The 16,816-nt window shown below is 66.3% G+C and carries 14 protein-coding genes and 1 tRNA gene; 8 read left to right on the top strand and 7 right to left on the bottom strand.

What is annotated here, in order from left to right; genetic code table 11:
* Positions 1–289: 289 nt before the first annotated feature.
* Positions 290–373, top strand: a tRNA-Leu gene (locus AAFU51_11395).
* A gap of 194 nt (positions 374–567) precedes the next feature.
* Here AAFU51_11395 and AAFU51_11390 read toward each other — a convergent pair.
* Positions 568–795 (bottom strand): hypothetical protein, encoded by a 228-nt coding sequence (locus AAFU51_11390; protein MEO1571862.1) that lies wholly within the window; start codon positions 793–795, stop codon positions 568–570.
* 480 nt (positions 796–1,275) lie between these two features.
* Between AAFU51_11390 and AAFU51_11385 the strand changes: the two genes are divergently transcribed.
* The 6 genes from AAFU51_11385 to AAFU51_11360 all read left to right on the top strand — a co-directional run bounded on the left by AAFU51_11385 (position 1,276) and on the right by AAFU51_11360 (position 5,009).
* Positions 1,276–1,554, top strand: coding sequence for a hypothetical protein (locus AAFU51_11385; GenBank protein ID MEO1571861.1), 279 nt, complete (start codon positions 1,276–1,278; stop codon positions 1,552–1,554).
* A 529-nt stretch (positions 1,555–2,083) separates the two neighbouring features.
* The gene (locus tag AAFU51_11380) at positions 2,084–2,401 is read left to right on the top strand and encodes a T9SS type A sorting domain-containing protein (protein ID MEO1571860.1); all 318 of its coding nucleotides are present in this window, start codon (positions 2,084–2,086) and stop codon (positions 2,399–2,401) included.
* A gap of 254 nt (positions 2,402–2,655) precedes the next feature.
* Positions 2,656–3,393, top strand: coding sequence for a phosphatidylserine decarboxylase family protein (locus AAFU51_11375; GenBank protein MEO1571859.1), 738 nt, complete (start codon positions 2,656–2,658; stop codon positions 3,391–3,393).
* Positions 3,394–3,497: 104 nt separating this feature from the next.
* Entirely contained in the window at positions 3,498–4,280 is a 783-nt protein-coding gene (pssA, locus tag AAFU51_11370; GenBank protein ID MEO1571858.1) for a CDP-diacylglycerol--serine O-phosphatidyltransferase, read from the top strand.
* Positions 4,281–4,323: 43 nt separating this feature from the next.
* The gene (gene purS / locus AAFU51_11365; protein MEO1571857.1) at positions 4,324–4,581 is read left to right on the top strand and encodes a phosphoribosylformylglycinamidine synthase subunit PurS; all 258 of its coding nucleotides are present in this window, start codon (positions 4,324–4,326) and stop codon (positions 4,579–4,581) included.
* A 62-nt stretch (positions 4,582–4,643) separates the two neighbouring features.
* Entirely contained in the window at positions 4,644–5,009 is a 366-nt protein-coding gene (locus tag AAFU51_11360) for an ATP-dependent Clp protease adaptor ClpS (protein ID MEO1571856.1), read from the top strand.
* A 50-nt stretch (positions 5,010–5,059) separates the two neighbouring features.
* Here AAFU51_11360 and accD read toward each other — a convergent pair whose 3' ends face one another.
* Together accD and tsaB are read right to left on the bottom strand one after the other, a co-directional pair.
* Complete coding sequence (gene accD, locus AAFU51_11355; GenBank protein ID MEO1571855.1) at positions 5,060–5,959, bottom strand: acetyl-CoA carboxylase, carboxyltransferase subunit beta; 900 nt, start codon at positions 5,957–5,959, stop codon at positions 5,060–5,062.
* A 78-nt stretch (positions 5,960–6,037) separates the two neighbouring features.
* Positions 6,038–6,760 (bottom strand): tRNA (adenosine(37)-N6)-threonylcarbamoyltransferase complex dimerization subunit type 1 TsaB, encoded by a 723-nt coding sequence (gene tsaB, locus AAFU51_11350; protein MEO1571854.1) that lies wholly within the window; start codon positions 6,758–6,760, stop codon positions 6,038–6,040.
* A 206-nt stretch (positions 6,761–6,966) separates the two neighbouring features.
* Here tsaB and AAFU51_11345 point away from each other — a divergent pair, with 206 nt between their 5' ends.
* Positions 6,967–9,084, top strand: coding sequence for an elongation factor G (locus AAFU51_11345; GenBank protein ID MEO1571853.1), 2,118 nt, complete (start codon positions 6,967–6,969; stop codon positions 9,082–9,084).
* 69 nt (positions 9,085–9,153) lie between these two features.
* Here the strand turns inward: AAFU51_11345 and AAFU51_11340 are convergent, their stop codons facing one another.
* The 4 genes from AAFU51_11340 to AAFU51_11325 form a co-directional block, all read right to left on the bottom strand.
* Entirely contained in the window at positions 9,154–9,660 is a 507-nt protein-coding gene (locus tag AAFU51_11340; protein ID MEO1571852.1) for a GNAT family N-acetyltransferase, read from the bottom strand.
* 130 nt (positions 9,661–9,790) lie between these two features.
* On the bottom strand, positions 9,791–12,367 hold the full coding sequence (locus tag AAFU51_11335; GenBank protein MEO1571851.1) for a S8 family serine peptidase: 2,577 nt from the start codon (positions 12,365–12,367) through the stop codon (positions 9,791–9,793).
* A 204-nt stretch (positions 12,368–12,571) separates the two neighbouring features.
* Positions 12,572–14,647 (bottom strand): PKD domain-containing protein, encoded by a 2,076-nt coding sequence (locus AAFU51_11330; protein ID MEO1571850.1) that lies wholly within the window; start codon positions 14,645–14,647, stop codon positions 12,572–12,574.
* 171 nt (positions 14,648–14,818) lie between these two features.
* Positions 14,819–16,741, bottom strand: a complete 1,923-nt coding sequence (locus AAFU51_11325; GenBank protein ID MEO1571849.1) for an ATP-binding protein — start codon at positions 16,739–16,741, stop codon at positions 14,819–14,821.
* Positions 16,742–16,816: the final 75 nt, after the last annotated feature.

Below are 16,816 nucleotides of genomic sequence, written 5' to 3'. Positions count from 1 at the left end.
CAATCGGGCGAGCGTCAATCGGGCGAGCGTCAATCGGGCGAGCGTCAATCGGGCGAGCGTCAATCGGGCGAGCGTCAATCGGGCGAGCGTCATGGGGCGCGGTGGTAGTCGAGAGGGCCGAGCGAGCGGGTGAAGCATACGTATAGCATCGGCGCTACGGCACGCCGCACCGCGCAGAGGCGTTGAAGGAGAGCCATGAAGACACCGCCAAGAGACTGGCCCAGCGCCCGGTGGAGGCCTGCGCGTATTGCATGCACTCGCCGGACCGCTTTACCTTGAAGGCCCTGTTGCCCAAGTGGCGGAATTGGTAGACGCGCTACATTCAGGGTGTAGTGACCGTATGGTCGTGGAGGTTCGAGTCCTCTCTTGGGCACATCGGTAACGATAGCAGCGGCGCTTCTTGTTCGGGAGCGCCGCTGTTCTTTTGGAAAGCAGCCACCGCTTGAGCAGGAGCGCATCGATCGAGCATCGGCGTGGGTCACGGTGCCGTCGAAGGGTACGGCTGAGAAGGCAGCGCTTCAGGATCCAGCCATCGGGAGGGCAACGGGCTCTGCGCGATGGTAGCGCTCACGAAATGGCACCGGCCAACTTGAAACTGTTTTCAATGCCTGCTTTTTTCCCGGTTACCTCCCCGTCCATTTCCACCACACCCATGCTCCCACAGCTACTCCCCACTAAGCTTTCGCGTTTGGTGCTCGCCTTCGTTGCCACCTGTGCTTTGCGGCCGCGCCCCAGGCACAGATCGTCGTTGAGGACTTCGACGACGGCATTCGCCCAGGTGAATCCATCTTCCAAAGAGGCGGCACCTCGCTCTTAAGCTTCGTCGACCTCGGCGGCGGCGACTTTTCGGCGCGCTTCGAAGTCGGTGCCGATGGGACGGGCGGCTTTGCTGGCTTCGGCTCGCCCTTCCCAGGCGGTCCCCTTGATCTCACCGGGCTCACCTGTCCCGTTTTCGTGTTCGATGCCAAGGCTGGAGGCACCTTCCAACTCGAGATCAGCTTCCAGAACGCCTGCGGTGGCGGCAACGGCGAGATCCGTAACAACCTCCAGTTCCAGCTTGGTGCAGGGAGCTAGGAGACAGACTTCACTACTTACCAGCTCTCCCTCTCGACCTTCTTCAACACGAACGCCGCTTCGTTCGAGTTCGACGATGTCGTCCAGTACGTCTTCACCATCGCGGGCGGCACCGATCTCGTTGGAGATGGCAACGCGACGACCTACGACACGAGCATCGAACTCAACAACATCCGCATCGTCGACGGCCTATTCCTCGACATGCAAGACGAGGTCGTCGACTTCAACAGCGGCGACTACACGGACTTCTTCTTCTTCTTCTTCTTCGCGGGCGGAGAGGGCATCGTCGCAACGACGACGGCCGACACGCCCGACGGCTCCGCCAACGGGTTCAGCGGATCACTGGTCGGCGACGACTTCGGCGGCTTCGCCAGATTCGGCCGCACGCTCGTCGGCGCCCCGCTCGACGTGACCGGTAGCGAGACGGTCAACTTCTTCGTCCGTGCCAACGGCCCGGCCGCCCTCGAGTTCAACCTCTAGACGGTCGCGGGGAACGGCAACAACGAAGGTCGGCAGCGCATCCAGGTTTCTGATACGAGCGGCAACTGGGCCCCGTTCAGCATTCCGCTCGCCGCGCTGTTGCGGAGTGGGGCGAGCCCGCCCGACTTTACGCAGGTGGTCAGCTTTGTTGGGTCCATCGTCGGCCTCGCTGGCGACGGGGACCCTAACACGACCGAGTTCACGTTCGCACTCGGCCAAATTGGCTTCGGCGGCTCCCAGATCATCCCGGCCGAGCTCCTGGGCTTCGCTGCGGCGACTACGCGGTGCTGGCCGCCGTGCTCGTGTAGCGCACCGCCTCGGAGCCAAACAACAGCGGTCCCGAGGTGCAGGCGCGTCGGCCGCGTGCGGAGCGCTTCGAGGTGCTCGACTTCGTACCGGGCTTCGGCACCACCACGGAGGCGCGGGCCTACGCCTCCCGAGTGCCTGACCTGGAGCCGGGGGCCTACACCTTCCGCCTGCGCCAACTCGACTTCGACGGAGGTTTCGAGATGCTCCCGGAGGTTTCGAGATGCTCCCGGAGGTCGAGGTGACCGTCGCCGTCCCGGGTACGCACTGGGTCGCCGAAGCCTACCCCAACCCGTTCGGCTCAGCAGTGGGCGCGCTCGACGCGACGGTCGAGTTTGCGGTCGCCCGCGGCACCCTGGTCTTCGCCGTGCTCTACGACGTGCTCGGCTGCCCCGTGCAGACGGTGTTTGAGGGCACGCCTGCCGCCAGCACGCCCATTCGAGCACGCGTCGCCGGGCACAACCTCGCGAGCGGGACCTATGTCCTCGTCGTCACCGGCGAAGGGTTCCGCGACACGCAGCGCGTGACGGTGACGCGCTAGTCGTGGGTCGGTGCCCGACGTGACACGTCGTAGGGCGCAGCATCCGTAGGACGCCCCGCTCGCCTCGGCCCAGCCAAGCCCCGCTTTCAAGCGAAAGCGGGGCTTCTTCGTGTCGAACAACGACATGGTCCATCGAGATACACTGGAGAGTGAACACCGCAGCGATGGAACGCGGGGGTAGCACTGCTGCGTTCATACTCTCTGTGTAGGCCCTCGGGCATACCGCTCGTTCCTCTCATCGGCCCTCGTCACTCGTGCTTGCTCCTGAAGGCTACGCCCTCATTGGTGGTGCCTCGCTCGTTGCGCTCCTGCTCACCGTCCTCGGGGCGTTCCTCGGTGGATTCGGCTGGGCGTTCGCCGTCCTCGGCGTGCTCGTGCTCGGCTTCACCGTCTGGTTCTTCCGCGACCCCGTGCGCACCCCCCCAACCGACACGGCTTCACTCATGCTGTCGCCGGCCGACGGCAAGGTCCTCGAAATCGTCGAGGAGGACGAACCGCTCTACCTCGACGGCCCCGGCCGGCGCCTCTCGATCTTCCTCTCGCCGCTCAACGTCCACGTCAACCGCATCCCGGCGGACGGTACCATCGAGTACGCGGAGTACTTCCCGGGCGAATACCTCGTCGCTTGGCATCCGAAGGCGAGCGAGAAAAACGAGCGCTCGTCGGTCGGCCTCGTCCACCCGAGCGGTACGAAGGTGCTCTTCAAGCAGATTGCGGGTGCCGTCGCGCGCCGCATCGTGTTCCACGCGAAGCCGGGCGACACCTACCGGGCAGGCGACCGCTACGGCATCGTGAAGTTCGGTTCGCGCATGGATGTCATCGTCCCGCCTCACGTCACGTTCGATGTAGCCATCGGCGACCGTGTCACGGCGGGGGAGACGGTGATCGGACGCTTGTCCGGAGGGCAAGCGCCTGCATCAGAGCCGCTCGCGACTACGTCTGAGCCAGTGGGGACCATGCTGGAACCTATGGTAGCAGAGGCCAGCGGTTGATGGAAGCGTCATCGAGGTCCCCGCACTCGGAGCGTCCTAAGGCGGCAGGCGACGGGCGTCGTAGTCTGAGTCGCCGTCGTGCTGCGCGTCCGCGCCGCCGCGTCGTGCGGGGCATTCCGCCGGTGGCCGTCCCGTCGTTCTTCACGCTCATGAACCTGCTCAGCGGGTTCTTCTCCGTCGTGATGTCGAGCGACGGCCGCTTCGCCACGGCGGCCTGGCTGATCGTCCTCGCGGCGTTCTTCGACCTCCTCGATGGCATGATGGCGCGGCTGGCCAACGCGCAGTCCACCTTCGGCCTCGAACTCGACTCGCTCTCCGATGTCGTGTCGTTCGGCCTCGCGCCGTCGTTTCTGCTCTACCAGTTTGGCCTCGGCGAGGTCGCCCTGCTCGGGCCCGTGCTGGCGGCGCTGCCCGTCCTCTGCGGGGCCGTGCGCCTCGCGCGCTATAACGTCCTCGACGCCACCGCGACCGCAGGCGAGGACAAGAAGGACTACTTCTCAGGCCTGCCCATTCCTGCTCAGGCGGGGCTGATCGTGACATTCATCCTCACGTTTCAGGACAACGCCTGGTTCTACGAGCTGCCGGACGAGACCGTCTCCAAGATCCTCGTGACCATGACCGTGGCGCTGAGCGCGCTCATGGTATTGCCGGTCCGCTTCCCCTCGCTGCCGACGCCGAACCGAGCGAACCTGCGCCGCTACCGCTGGCGATTCTTGGCCTTCACGCTGGGTCTCGTGCTCGCTGCGCTCTTCCGCGAGGTGGGGCTACTCTTTAGCGGCACGGTGTATCTTATCGTGGGGTTCGTGCTTAACCTCCGCTGGGCCGTTCGCGCCGCGCTGGAGGACGACGAAGAGCCTAGCACGGCACCTTCGCCGCCCACTCCCTGACGACGCTCGTTCCATCTGGACGCCTCCGTAGTTCCTCGCCCGCATGTTCACCGCCACCGTCCGCGTCACGCTCCGCCCGTCCATCCTCGACCCGCAGGGCAAGGCCATCGCCAACGCGCTTCACGACCTCGGCTACGACGCCATACACAGTGCCCGCGTTGGCAAGATCGTCACGCTAGAAATCGACGCGGCCGATGCGGAAGCTGCGCACGCCCGCGCAACAGAGGCGGCGGAAAAGTTGCTCGCAAACCCCGTGATGGAAGACTTCACTGTCTCGGTTACCGCTGCCGAGCCCGCGTGACTTTCGTTCGTTGCCCAGCGCGCCTGGGCGGTCTTCGTTCTCTCGCATCCCCTCGTTCATCGATGCGAACTCGCTCTGTTGCCCTCGCCGCGCCAGCGTACCGCGCTGACCTCGCCTGGCCATGGGGAAGCCCGCTTGCCCCGTCTCAGCCCGACACCGAGACGCTCACCGTTGAAGAGGAGGTGGTCGAGGAGCGCCTGGACAGCCCGTGGCGCGTGATCCTCTTCAACGACGAGATCCACACCTTCGACGAGGTGATCGTGCAACTTATCAAGGCGACGGGGTGCTCCGAGTCGCAGGCCGAGGGCCATGCGTGGACGGTGCACACGCGCGGCAAGGACACGGTCTTCGAGGGCGAGTTCGAGGACTGCTTCCGCGTGCAAGGCGTGCTGCGGGAGATCCAACTGGTGACCGAGATTCAGGGATAGGGGCGTCAGCAATTGGCCGCGAGCCGCAGAAAACTAGCGGCTCGCAAACGTCAGCCCGCCTGCCCATTCAACTCTGCGTGTGCGAGGTCGGTGTCGCGCTCGGCATGGTCTTCGAAGAGCAGGTCTAGCAGCCCGATGAGCGTCTGGCGCAGCTTCGGGCGGGGGACGACGAGGTCCACGAAGCCGTGCTCCTGGAGAAACTCCGACGTCTGGAAGTCCTTCGGGAGGTCGCGGCGGATCGTCTCGCGGATCACACGTGGACCGGCGAATCCGATCAGGGCCCCAGGTTCCGCGATGTGGATATCGCCGAGCATGGCGTAGGACGCCGTGACGCCGCCCGTCGTCGGGTTGGTCATCAGCGAGAAGAAGGGGAGGCCCTTGTCGTCGAGGCGGGTGAGGTGGATCGAGGTCTTGGCCATCTGCATCAGGCTGTAGGCCGCCTCCATCATGCGCGCGCCGCCACTCTGGGAAATCACCATCACGGCGCGGTCCTCGTTGATGCCGCGCTGGATCGTCCGGCTGACGATCTCGCCGACGACCGAGTTCATCGAGCCGCCGATGAACGAGAAATCCATCGCGGCCATCGAGAACGGGTGGCTACCCACAGTGCCGGTCGCGGAGACGGCCGCGTCGTTGAGGCCGGTTTTCTTGCGCGCGGAGCGCAGCCGGTCGATGTAGGCCTTCCTGTCCACAAACTTCAGCGGGTCTATGGCAAAGAGGTTGTCGTCGTGCCGCGTGAACTCGCCGTCGTCGAAGAACATCTCGCAGTAGCCGAGGCCGCTCATCGCGAAATGGTGACCGGCGGGCGTCACCATATGATTCTCCTTCAGCTCGCGAAGCGAGATCAACTCGTCCGTGATGGGGCACTTGCGCCAGTAGCCTTCTGGCGTCTCGTTTTTGTCGGCGGGGGCCGTCTGGATGCCCGCGGTCTTGCGCTTGAACCAGGCCATGAGGCTGCGAGGAGCGTGGATGAGGAGACAGGGCGGCCAGAGGGCGGGGTGGCCTCGATGGGGAACACGGGTAAACCGCTAAAAGAGCGGCCGCGGTTTCCCAGCGACGAACTCTTTAAGGTACGACGGCTCAAAAGATGCCACATCCTCGCTGTGCAAGTGATCCGTGGCCACGTCGTACGCCGAGCGCCTGCCCATCCGTGCTACCGTGGCCGCCGATACGCAGAACGTCTCACCAGCAAGGATGCTGTGGCGGCCAGGAAGAAGACCGTCAAGTTGGTAGGCAGCGGGGCCGAGGAGCCAGATTCGCTCGGCGTCGGGGGCGGGCCACCAAGACCGAGCGTCGTCGAGTGTCACAGCGGTGGGTTCCGCGCCACGTAGCATCTGCAGTACGGACTCGTGCGGGTGACGCTGGAATCCAGCCGCGTAGACCTCGCCGCGACGGGATGGAAACGCCGCGAGAACGTAGTCTCCGGGCTCCGCGACGCCATCGGCGGTTTGGGCGAGCGCTTCCAGTGAACCGACGCCCACCAGGGCTGCGCCGGTCGCTAGGCACAGGCCCTTCGCCGTGCTCACGCCGATACGCAAGCCAGTGTACGAGCCCGGGCCCTCCGAAACGGACACGAGGTCAAGGTCGGTCGTCGCACGGCCGGTGTGGGCAAGTACGTCGCGGACGAGCGGCACCAGACGCGCCGCGTGCTGGCGCGGCAGCCGGAGCGACGCCTCGGCAAGCACCGCATCGTCCTCCAACAGGGCGACGCTGCAGACATCCGTAGCGGTTTCGATACCGAGCGTGAGCATGGGAGAGTGGAGGTGAGCGACAGAAGCAGATCTACGCGCGAGGGCACGGCTAGCTCCTTGACATTTCCTTAACCAGGATCGACCTTCATCTTCCCTTCTCCGAAAGCGGTTCCGGGCCCAAGAACGGGGCGGCGCCGTGCTTGCATTTTGTCGAATGGCTGCCTGCGGAGGGGCGGCCCCAGCCCCTGCTTGATCGAGGTACCCGTATGAATGTCTATGACGCCGACCACGTCCGCAATATCGCCCTGGTGGGGCACCAAGGGAGCGGCAAGACGACGCTCTCCGAGGCGATGCTCTACAGCGCCGGTGCCATCAAACGCATGGGCACCGTCGAGGAGGGCTCGACCGTGAGCGACTTCCACGACTCAGAGCACGAGCGCGGCATGTCGATCTTCTCGGCCCTGCTGCACGCGGAGTGGAAAGGCTACAAGATTAACATCCTTGACACGCCCGGCTACCTCGACTTCGCAGGCGAGGTCGTGGCGTCGCTCAAGGTGGCCGACACGGCGCTCTTCGTGCTCGACGCGACCGAAGGCGTGCAGGTTGGCACCGAACTCGGGTGGACGTACTGCGAGATGACCGAGACGCCCGCGATGTTCGTCCTCAACAAGCTCGACGAGGAGGGCTCGGACTTCGAGACGGCGCTCGCGCAGGTGCAGGAGCGCTACGGCCGCGCTGCGACGCCTGTCCAACTCCCCGGCGGCAAAGGCACCCGCACCATCATCGACGTGCTCCTGATGAAGCAGATCCGCTTCGACGAGAAGGGCCAGGCGCACTTTGAAGAGATCGACGGCGCCTTCCGCGACCGCGCTGACGAACTCCACAACGAACTCGTGGAGAACATCGCCGAGAACGACGAGGGGCTGATGGACCTCTACTTCGAGAAGGGGACCCTCTCGGAAGATGAAATGCGCCAGGGCCTCCGCGCTGCGATGATCGACCGTAGCCTCTTCCCGATCTTCCTCACCGTCGCCACGGAGAATATTGGCGTGACGCGGCTGATGAGCTTCATCGACAACGTCGTGCCAAGCCCGAAGATGATGCCCGCGCCGCAGATGGACAGTGGCACGGTGGCTGCCGACCCGGGCGGCGATCCCGTCGCGTTCGTCTACAAGACCGAGGCGCAGGCGCACGTCGGGGAGTACAGCTACTTCCGCGTGTACCAGGGCACGCTGGAGCAGGGCCAGGACCTCGAAAACGCGCACAACGACGGCACCGAACGCCTCGGCGCGCTTTACGCGATCAACGGCAAAGACCGTGACGGCGTGAAGCAACTGGTCGCAGGCGACATCGGCGCGACGGTCAAGCTCAAGGACACAGGCACGAACGACACCCTGCATCTCAAAGGCTCTGACGCGGTCGTAACGCCGATCGAGTTCCCCGAGCCGCGCTACCGCGTCGCCGTCCGCGCGTCCACGTCGGGCGAGGAGGACAAGCTGGCGCAGGGCCTCCACCAACTCGTCAAGGAGGACCCGTCGCTGCACGTGGATCACGACCCGCACCTGAGCCAGATCACGCTCGCCGGACAGGGTGAGATGCACCTCAAGGTGGCGCAGTACATCCTCGACCACCGCGCTGGCGTCCACGTCGAGTACGACCAGCCGAAGGTCTCCTACCGCGAAACAGTGCAGGGGCGCTCGCGCTCGTCGTACCGCCACAAGAAGCAGTCAGGCGGCGCGGGGCAGTTCGCCGATATCTCGATCCTGGTCGAGCCGCTCACCGACACGTTCGACGTGCCCGAAGACATGAAGCAGCGCGGCGAGCACATGATGGAGACGGACTGGGGCGCGAAGATCCACTTCGTCGACGCCATCGTCGGCGGCGTGATCGACATGCAGCGGTTCTTCGGTGCGATCCAAAAGGGCGTCGCCGACGCGCTCAAGGAAGGCCCGATCGCAGGCTACCCGGTGGGCGATGTCCGCGTGGTCGTCTTCGACGGCGGCATGCACTCGGTCGACTCGAACGAGAACGCCTTCAAGACGGCGGCCAAGCAGGCCTTCCGCATCGGCTTCCGCGAGGCGCAGCCTGCTATCCTGGAGCCGATCCTAGACCTCGAAGTGAAGATCCCGGAGGAGTACCTCGGCGATGTGATGAGCGACCTCAACACGCGACGCGGCCGCATCCAGGGTATGGAGGCCAACGGGCCGTTCCAGGTCATTAAGGCACAGGTGCCTCAGGCCGAGCTCTACCGCTACTCGACCTCGCTCCGCTCGATGACGCAGGGCCGCGGCCTCCACGTCGCCCGCCCGAGCCACTATGAGGCGATGCCACGCCATGTGCAGGACACCCTTATGGCCGAGCGCGGCGAGCTGGAAGAAGCGTAGCCTTTGGGTGTGAAGGTGTGAAGGTGTGAACGTATGGGCAGGTGAACGAGGGTAGGCCGGCTGCCACGTTCACACATCCATACCTCTCGTGTCGCACCACATCACCACGTGCGGGCCAATGCCTTCGATGTCGAAGACCGGGCTCGCGACGTGGCAGCCGAGGCGCTCGTAGAAAGCCTGCGCGCCGGTGCGGGCGTTGAACCAAAGGACGGCAGCGCCTGCCTCGGCGGCGTGCTGGAGGATGGCCTCGAAGGCGAGGCGGCCTAAGCCGTGGCCTCGAAAGTCGGGGTGCGTCGCCATGCCGCGCAAGCGGTAGGCCGAAGCGCGATCGGCCTCGGGAATGGCAGTGGGGACCGTGCCATCAGGTAGGGCGCGCACTCGCTCGGGAAAGCCTGATGCGATACTGGCGATGCCGCCTGGCATGGAGGCCTCGTCCACGTACACAGCGACGTGTGCAACTCCGGGTGCGTCATCCTCCACGTAGCGCGTCGTTTCGAAGGGCTGTCCGGCGCGCAGCACGAGGTGGCGCAGCGGGCGAAGGGCTTCAGCGGAGACAAGCACGACACAGGGTTCCATGGCGGGCACAGCGGTAGGTGACGGAGACTGCAGACGGGTGACTACCCAGGCCGCAACAGAAAAGCCGGACTCGCCATAGTGGCGAGCCCGGCTGAAGATCCGTGCGCGATGCGCGACGATTCCGTTCCGATTAGTCGACACTAAGCACCACGAGGCGCTTCGACTCGGTGTAGTCGCCAGCCCGGAGCTGGTAGACGTACACGCCGGCTGCGACCGAGCGACCCTGCGCGTCGAGGGCGTCCCACGTTACCGAGTGGGTCCCTGCTGTGCGGTAGCCGTCCACGAGGCGAGCGACCTCGCGGCCCATAAGGTCGAACACCGACAGCGTGACTGCGCGGTCCTCGGCGAGCGAGAAGTCGATGCGGGTCGAAGAGGTGAACGGGTTCGGGTAGCTGTCTCCGAGGGCGAAGGTGCTGGGCTCCGCTTGCGAGGCGGCGAGGCCAGCACGCGCACTCGTCTCTGAGTCGATGAAGAGTGTGCCTTCGTTACCCGCCACGTCCGTAACGACGACGGTGCCCGAGCCACGCTCACTACGATTGTCGAGGCGCACGTCGAAGCCGACCGAGGAGGCGCCGGACGAGAAGTTGTCCACGTCGAGCACAAGGTTGACGGCGTCGCTGCCGAGCACGACCGAGGCGATGCCGGAGCCGGAGTCGGAGGCCGTGCCGTCGAAGCGGTTGCCGCGGATCGAGCCGGTGACGTTCGGCGGCGTGGTGTCGTCACCACCGCCTGTGCTCGGCGGGTCGCAGCCGTCGGAGCAGACCCACAGCTCGGACGTGTTGCCTGCCAGATCGGTCGCGACGACGAAGCCTTTGCCCTGGTCCCCGCGCGCTTCGAGCGTGATCGTGAAGTCGACGCTGCCCGCGCCCGAGGCAAAGCCGTCCACGTCGAGGTTGAGGTTGGTCGCCTCGGTGAGCTCGATGGCGGCAATGCCGGAGCCCGCGTCAGAGGCCGTGCCCTCGTACTCGACGCCGCGGATCGAGCCGGAGAGCGCAGGTGGCGTGGTGTCGTCGCCACCTCCGCCGCCGGTGCCGATGAGGGTGATGGCCCGCTCCGATTCGTTGCCCGCCAAGTCAACCGCGGCGACGGTACCGTTGCCGTCGAGCGTCGGGTCGACGAGCGTGAGCTCGAAGCCGACGGTGGCGTCGCCAGACGTGAACGGGTCGACGGTGAGCGTCACGTTGAAAGCGCCCGGCTCGAGCGATACGGAGGCCACGCCCGTGTCGTTAAGGCCGTTGTCAGCCGCCGTGCCGCTGAAGGTTGTGCCGGTCGTCGAGCCGGTGATAACTGGCCCAGCGTTGTCACGCGGCATCCCGCCGCCGAGGGCGTCGAGTGCGGCGTCGACCTGGATACGCGGCGTCGTGACGCCGTTGCGGCCGTCACGGATCGGCACGCCGGTGCTGGCGAGCGCGTCCAGGACTTCGTCCACCGTGGCAGTGGGTTTCTTGCCCTTCAGGAGTGCCCAGGCGCCCGCCACGTGCGGGGCCGCCATCGACGTGCCCGCGTAGTTCTCGAAGCCGCCACCGGGGACCGACGACTCGATCCACTGACCCGGGGCGAGTAGGTCGAGGAAGGTGTCGCTGTTCGAGAAGCTGGAGACCGCGTCGGTGCGCGTACCCAGCGAGCCGTCGTCGGTCGAGCCGACGCTGACGGCCGTCGATATGCAGCCCGGTGCGGCGATGCCGTTGCTGTCGCCCGCGTTGCCCGAGGCCACGACGGTGGCGATGCCCGCGCTGCGCAGGTTGTCGATGATCGGCTTGGTCGGGTCGCTGTCGCAGGGCGTGGTGCTCGATCCACCGCCGAGGCTCATGTTCGCCGCGGCGACGTTGCGCTCCGTGCGCTGCGCGTAGACGAACTCAAGGCCGCTGATGATGTCCGAGGTGAACGCGCCGACACACGGCGAGGGGCTCGGGAAGCAGTCGAAGAAGCCGCTGAACTGCGTGAAGACCTGCACGGCGATGATGTCGGCATCGGGGGCCACGCCCGAGAAGCTGGGGCCGCTGCCTGCCACGATGCCCGCGACGTGCGTACCGTGGTCGCAGCCGGAGGTGCCGCGGGGGCAGTTCTGGCCCGCACCCGGACCGGTCTGCTGCGTCTGGCCGTTGGGGCACACCGACGTGCCGCCGCCCGTGCCGGAGTAGCATGCCTCGGCGACGACTTTGCCCTGGAGAAACGGGTGGCTGCCATCGACGCCCGTGTCGAGCACGGCAACGGCCTGGCCAGCGCCTCGGTAACCGGACGACCACGCGTCCGTCGCGCCGACGAGCGCGGTACTCGTGGCCAGAGTCGGGCGGACGATTTCGTCTTCTTCGATGAAGCGAACGAGGGGGCTCGCTGCGAGAAAGCGCAGGCCCTCAGCGGTAACACTCAGCGCGACCACCGGGACGGTCTCGAAGCGCTTCACGCGCTGCAAGGTCACGCCGTTGGCGGCGAGCGTGCGAAGCACTTGGTCGCGGCGCTCGGCGAGGCGGGCACGCTGGCGCTGGATGTCGGCGGTGAACAGGCGACCCTCCGGCAGGAAGGCTACGTCGAGCCGCACGATCACCGGGACGACGCCGCGTTCCTGGGCGACGGCAGCGAGGCGGTCAAACTCAGGTGCTACTTGTTGGAGCTGGGCAGCGCTGACGCGCGGAGCTTGCGCGTGAGCGATGGAGGCCGTGGCAACGAGCGTAAGCGCGAGCAGCACACGAGAGAGTCGATGGAGCATGTAGCTAAGCGTTGGAGGGGAAAAAGGAGGGAGAATCGACGCTATGACAAGACGCGGTGTACACATAGCGCGACATCCGACAGGGCTGTAGGAGCAAGCCGGACACGGGGCGATCGCGTGGCAAAGATGAGGCCGATGCGCCACAAAAGGAGCATCGGCCTCAAGAAACCGTGTGAAAAAGCAGGAAACGGCTTCGCGGTCGGGCTAGCGAACGACGAGCAAGCGCTCTGTGAACGTCCGGCCCTCGGCGTCGAGGCGAGCGAGGTAGATGCCGCTCGGCAGCGCGCTCGCGTCGAAGGCGGCGCTGTGGTAGCCGGCCTCCATCGTCCCATCTACCAACTCCGCGACGGCGCGACCCGTCACGTCGTACACCGTGAGGCGCACGGCAGTCGCCTGTGGCAGCGCGTACTCGACGGTTGTGGTTGCGGCGAACGGGTTCGGGTAGTTGCCCAAGAGGGCGACCTCCGACGGGACGCCTGTGCGGCTCATCATCGCGATCCCCGGGTTGCGGGCATTCTCGCTGTCGATGAAGAGCGTGCCCTCGTTGCCGTCCACGTCGGTGGCGATGATCGTGCCCGAGCCAGGCTCGCGCGGGTTCGAAAGACGCACGTCGAAGCCGACACTGGAAGCACCTGCGGAGAAGTTGTCCACGTCGAGGACGAGGTTGACGGCGTCGCTGCCGAGCACGACCGAGGCGATGCCCGACCCGGAGTCGGAGGCGGTGCCGTCGAAGCGGTTGCCGCGGATCGAGCCGGTGACGCTTGGCGGGGTCGTGTCGGGGTCGCCGCCGCCCGTGTTCGGCGGATCGCAGCCGTCAGAGCAGACCCAGAGGTCGCTCTCGTTGCCCGCCACGTCGGTCGCGACCACGAAGCCCTTGCCCTGCTGGCCGCGGTTCTGCAGCGTCAGCGTGAAGTCCACACTCGCGTCGCCCGCCGAGAAGCTGTCCACGTCGATATCGAGGTTGGTCTCGTCGCGCAGCGTCACCGTGGCGATGCCCGTGTCGTTGGCGCGGCTGTCGGAGGCCGTGCCTTCGTAGCGACCGCCCTGGATGGAGCCGCTTAGCTGGGGCGCGGCCGTGTCCGGCTCCGAGCTGTCGGAGACGCTCACCGTGCGTGTGACATCATCGGTTGCGCCTTCGTTGTCCGTGACCGTCAGCGTCACCGAGTAGGTGCCCGCGGAAGCGTAGATGCGCGTCGGGTTTTGCTGCGACGACGAGGCACCGTCGCCGAAGTCCCAGTCCCACGTGACGAGGGCGCCGTCGGAGTCGGAGCTGGTGTCGGTGAAGTCACACGTCAGGTTGTTGCAGCTGAACGTGAAGCCCGCATCCGGCGGGGTGTTGACGCCACCGCCGCCCATCGCGAGGGTCGGCTTGAAGAGCGAGACCTGCTCCATGGCGCGCGCGGCCTGGCCTGGCGTGAACTCCTCCAGGCAGACGTCGTCGCTGTAGTTCATGAAGTTGCGCACGGGGTCCGTGCCGCCGCCCGAGCAGGTGTCGCGCGTGCTGTTGCAGTTGTTGCCGAAGAACGGCGTGGCCTCCGCTGGGGTGTCCGCGACCTCGTCGCCGCCGAAGCAGCCGCCCTGGAAGGTGTGGAACAGGCCGACGTAGTGCCCGACCTCGTGGACTGCGGTGTCGCCCTCATTGTAGGCGGTGATGTCGCCGCCCGGCATCGAGCCGGTGGCGTTGACGCAGCCGTGCAAGAACGAGTCCTCCGGATAGGAGAACGGGAAGTAGCACCAGCCGAGGGCATCAATGTTGCCGACGAAGTAGAGGTTGAGCGTCCGCGCCGGGTCCACGGCGAGCGTCTGCTTCATGGAGCGCTCAGCGCTGTTGCCGAGGTCCGTGTTGTTGTACCAGTTGTTGTTCGCGGTACGGGTGACATCCTGGAGCGTGAACGAGAAGCCGGTACCGGCGAAGCCCTGGTTGAGCACGTCCATCTGCGCGTCGACGGTGGCCTGCGACACGTCACCCTGGCCCGACGTGTTGGTGATGATGTGCACCACCGTCGGGATCACGATGCCGGCGGCTTTCTCGATGCGCGGCCCGGAGAAGGCCTTCATCTGGGCCTCGACGCGGGCCATCGTTTCGGCGTCCACGTGGGGGGAGTTGCAGCGCGTCCGTCCGTCGTGTGTGTGGTCGCCTTCAAAGGTGAGGATGGCTTCAGGAGCGCGTGCCATCTGCGCATCGGCGGTGGGGGTGCCGAACAGCAGGCAGCAAGCTGCGAGGAGGGGAGGGAGGGCGCGGTCGAGCAGTGCACGGCGCGTGTGTGCAAGGCGGGACATGGAGGATAGGGGAAGTAGAAGAAAAGCCGTCGCTAGGCGGCACGAAACCGCCCAATGTACGCATCTTCTCTCCAATTCCCAGGGAGATACGACGCCTGGGGTCATATCAAATCGTCCAAAACGTCCGGCGCCTACCGCCTGACCCTTGCGAGATGGCCTGTGGGCAGCCCGCTACCGCTTGATCGGGGCGAGCACTTCGAGCAGCGTCTGCCGAGCAAACGGCTTCGCGAGCACGGCGTCGTAGCCAAGCCTCAGGTGGCGGTCGCGCTCCTCCGGCATGGCCGATGCGACGAGGGCTACCACGAAGGTGGCGTCGAACATCGGCGTGCTGCGAAGGCGTCGGATCGCGCTCTCGGCCTCTCCGAGGCTGCCGCTGAGATCGAGGAGCAGCGCGTCCACATGGGTTCCGCTGAGGTACTCCGTGGCGTGCTCGAAGGCTGCGTCGAGCGACTCTACGGGGGCCGTCTCCCAGGCGTCGCGGAGGAAGAGGTCAAGCAGCGCCCGGGTGTCTGGGTCTGCTTCCACGAGGACGGCCGTGTGGCGGTCGTGTAGGGAGCTACTCTCCGGTGGTGCGCACGTAGGCAGGGCGAACGTGAGAAGCGTGCCGCGCTGCGGTTCACTGCGGGCCGTCACCGTACCGCCCATGGCCTCGGTGAGCAACTGCGCCGCATAGAGGTCGAGCGCGTCGACGCCCAAGCCCTCGAGCGAACGGGCTGCGAAGATGCCGCGCTGGACGGTAGCCGAGAGCCCCGCTCCGGTGTCGGCCACTTGCACCGCGATCCGTTCGTCCTCCTCGCGAAGCGCTAGGCGGATCGCGCCTCGCTGCGTCGTCGAGAGGGCATAGCGCACCGCACCGAGTAGAGCCTGTCCAAAGTGCGCGCGGTGTCCCAGCGCCCACACGGGCTGATCCGGAACGAAGAGGAAGAGGTCGAGGCCCCGCGCCTGGGTCATCGCTTCCAACTGAGGGCGTAGCCCCTGCAGCAAGGCATCGAGCCGGATGGGCGCAGAGGCGGCCGGCGAAGTCAAGACCTCACGCGCGAAGGTCACCGTGGCCATCGTGTCGAGAAGCGCCTTGCCCGCCACGCGGAGCGGCTCGGCAGAGGGCGCCGAGGAAAACGTGTCGTCGAGGGCAGCTAGCATCGCGTGCACCTCGGTGCGGAGGCGTGCATGGCCAGCCGCCACGACGGCGTCCCGCTCAGCCTGTTCGGCGGATGGAGCGGGGGCGGGGAGGGCGGCGTCGATCGGACGGATCAGGGCGAGGCCTGCAACAGGCCAGCCGCGCGCGTCCCGAACGGCGCGGGCACGGACTTCGTGGGCCCCATCTGGAAGCGCGATCGGAGACGACGGCGCGTCGCTCGGGGCAAGGAGCGCCAACGCTAGGGCGTCGGCCGTCGACTTGGGGAACAGGTCGTAGAGCGACAGGCCAGCCAGGGACAACGCCACACCGTCCTCTCTGGGGACGAGCCCGCTTGGCATGGCACCTCCGTAGGCAACGACCACGAGGTCGGGTCCGTAGGTAAGCGCAGCACCGCCGCCGAGGGCCGTCAGGGTGTCGAGGGCCGGTCCGCCGTTCGCGAGCGCATCGTAGGCCTGCCACGGCTGCGTCGCATCTTCGATCACGCAGGCGAAGCGGTCTGGCGCGTCGGTGAGCGGCGTGGCCGTCAGGATCAGGTGTCGACTCTCGCGCGCCGTGTCGTGGGCCAACTCAACCTGTGCGAAGCCGCCCGACTGCTGCGCATCAAGAAGCGATTCCATCCAGTGCGCCCGCGCCGTAGATGGGATGCCCAGCGCGCGTGCCGAGCGTCCCATAAGCCTGTCCTGAGGCACGTCCAGCGCTTGCGCGGCACGCTCGCCAGCCTCGACGAAGGCGAGGTCGCCGTCGACGATGTCCACGAGGGCGGTGAGGGAGGCGGCACGCGAGTCCGCGAGGGCAGCAGGTAGCATCGGCGCAGTCGAAAGCGGCAGGGAGTAGTGCGCGCGAAGCGCAAAGACGATGCCGAGGCGAAGCGGGAGGTGTGAAGTGAGAAGCTCGAAGTAGGGAACGGTGGCGCGTGGCACCCCAGCCAAGAACGCCGCTGTGGTGAAGCGGGACACCTTCAACCTTCAACCTTCAACCTTCAACCTTCAACCTTCAACCTTCAACCTTCAACCTTCAACCTTCAACCTTCA

The organism is Bacteroidota bacterium, assembly GCA_039821555.1.
Taxonomy (GTDB): Bacteria; Bacteroidota; Rhodothermia; order Rhodothermales; family Rubricoccaceae; genus JBCBEX01.
Note: the sequence above shows the minus strand (reverse complement) of the source record. Positions and strands in the feature narration are given on the sequence as shown.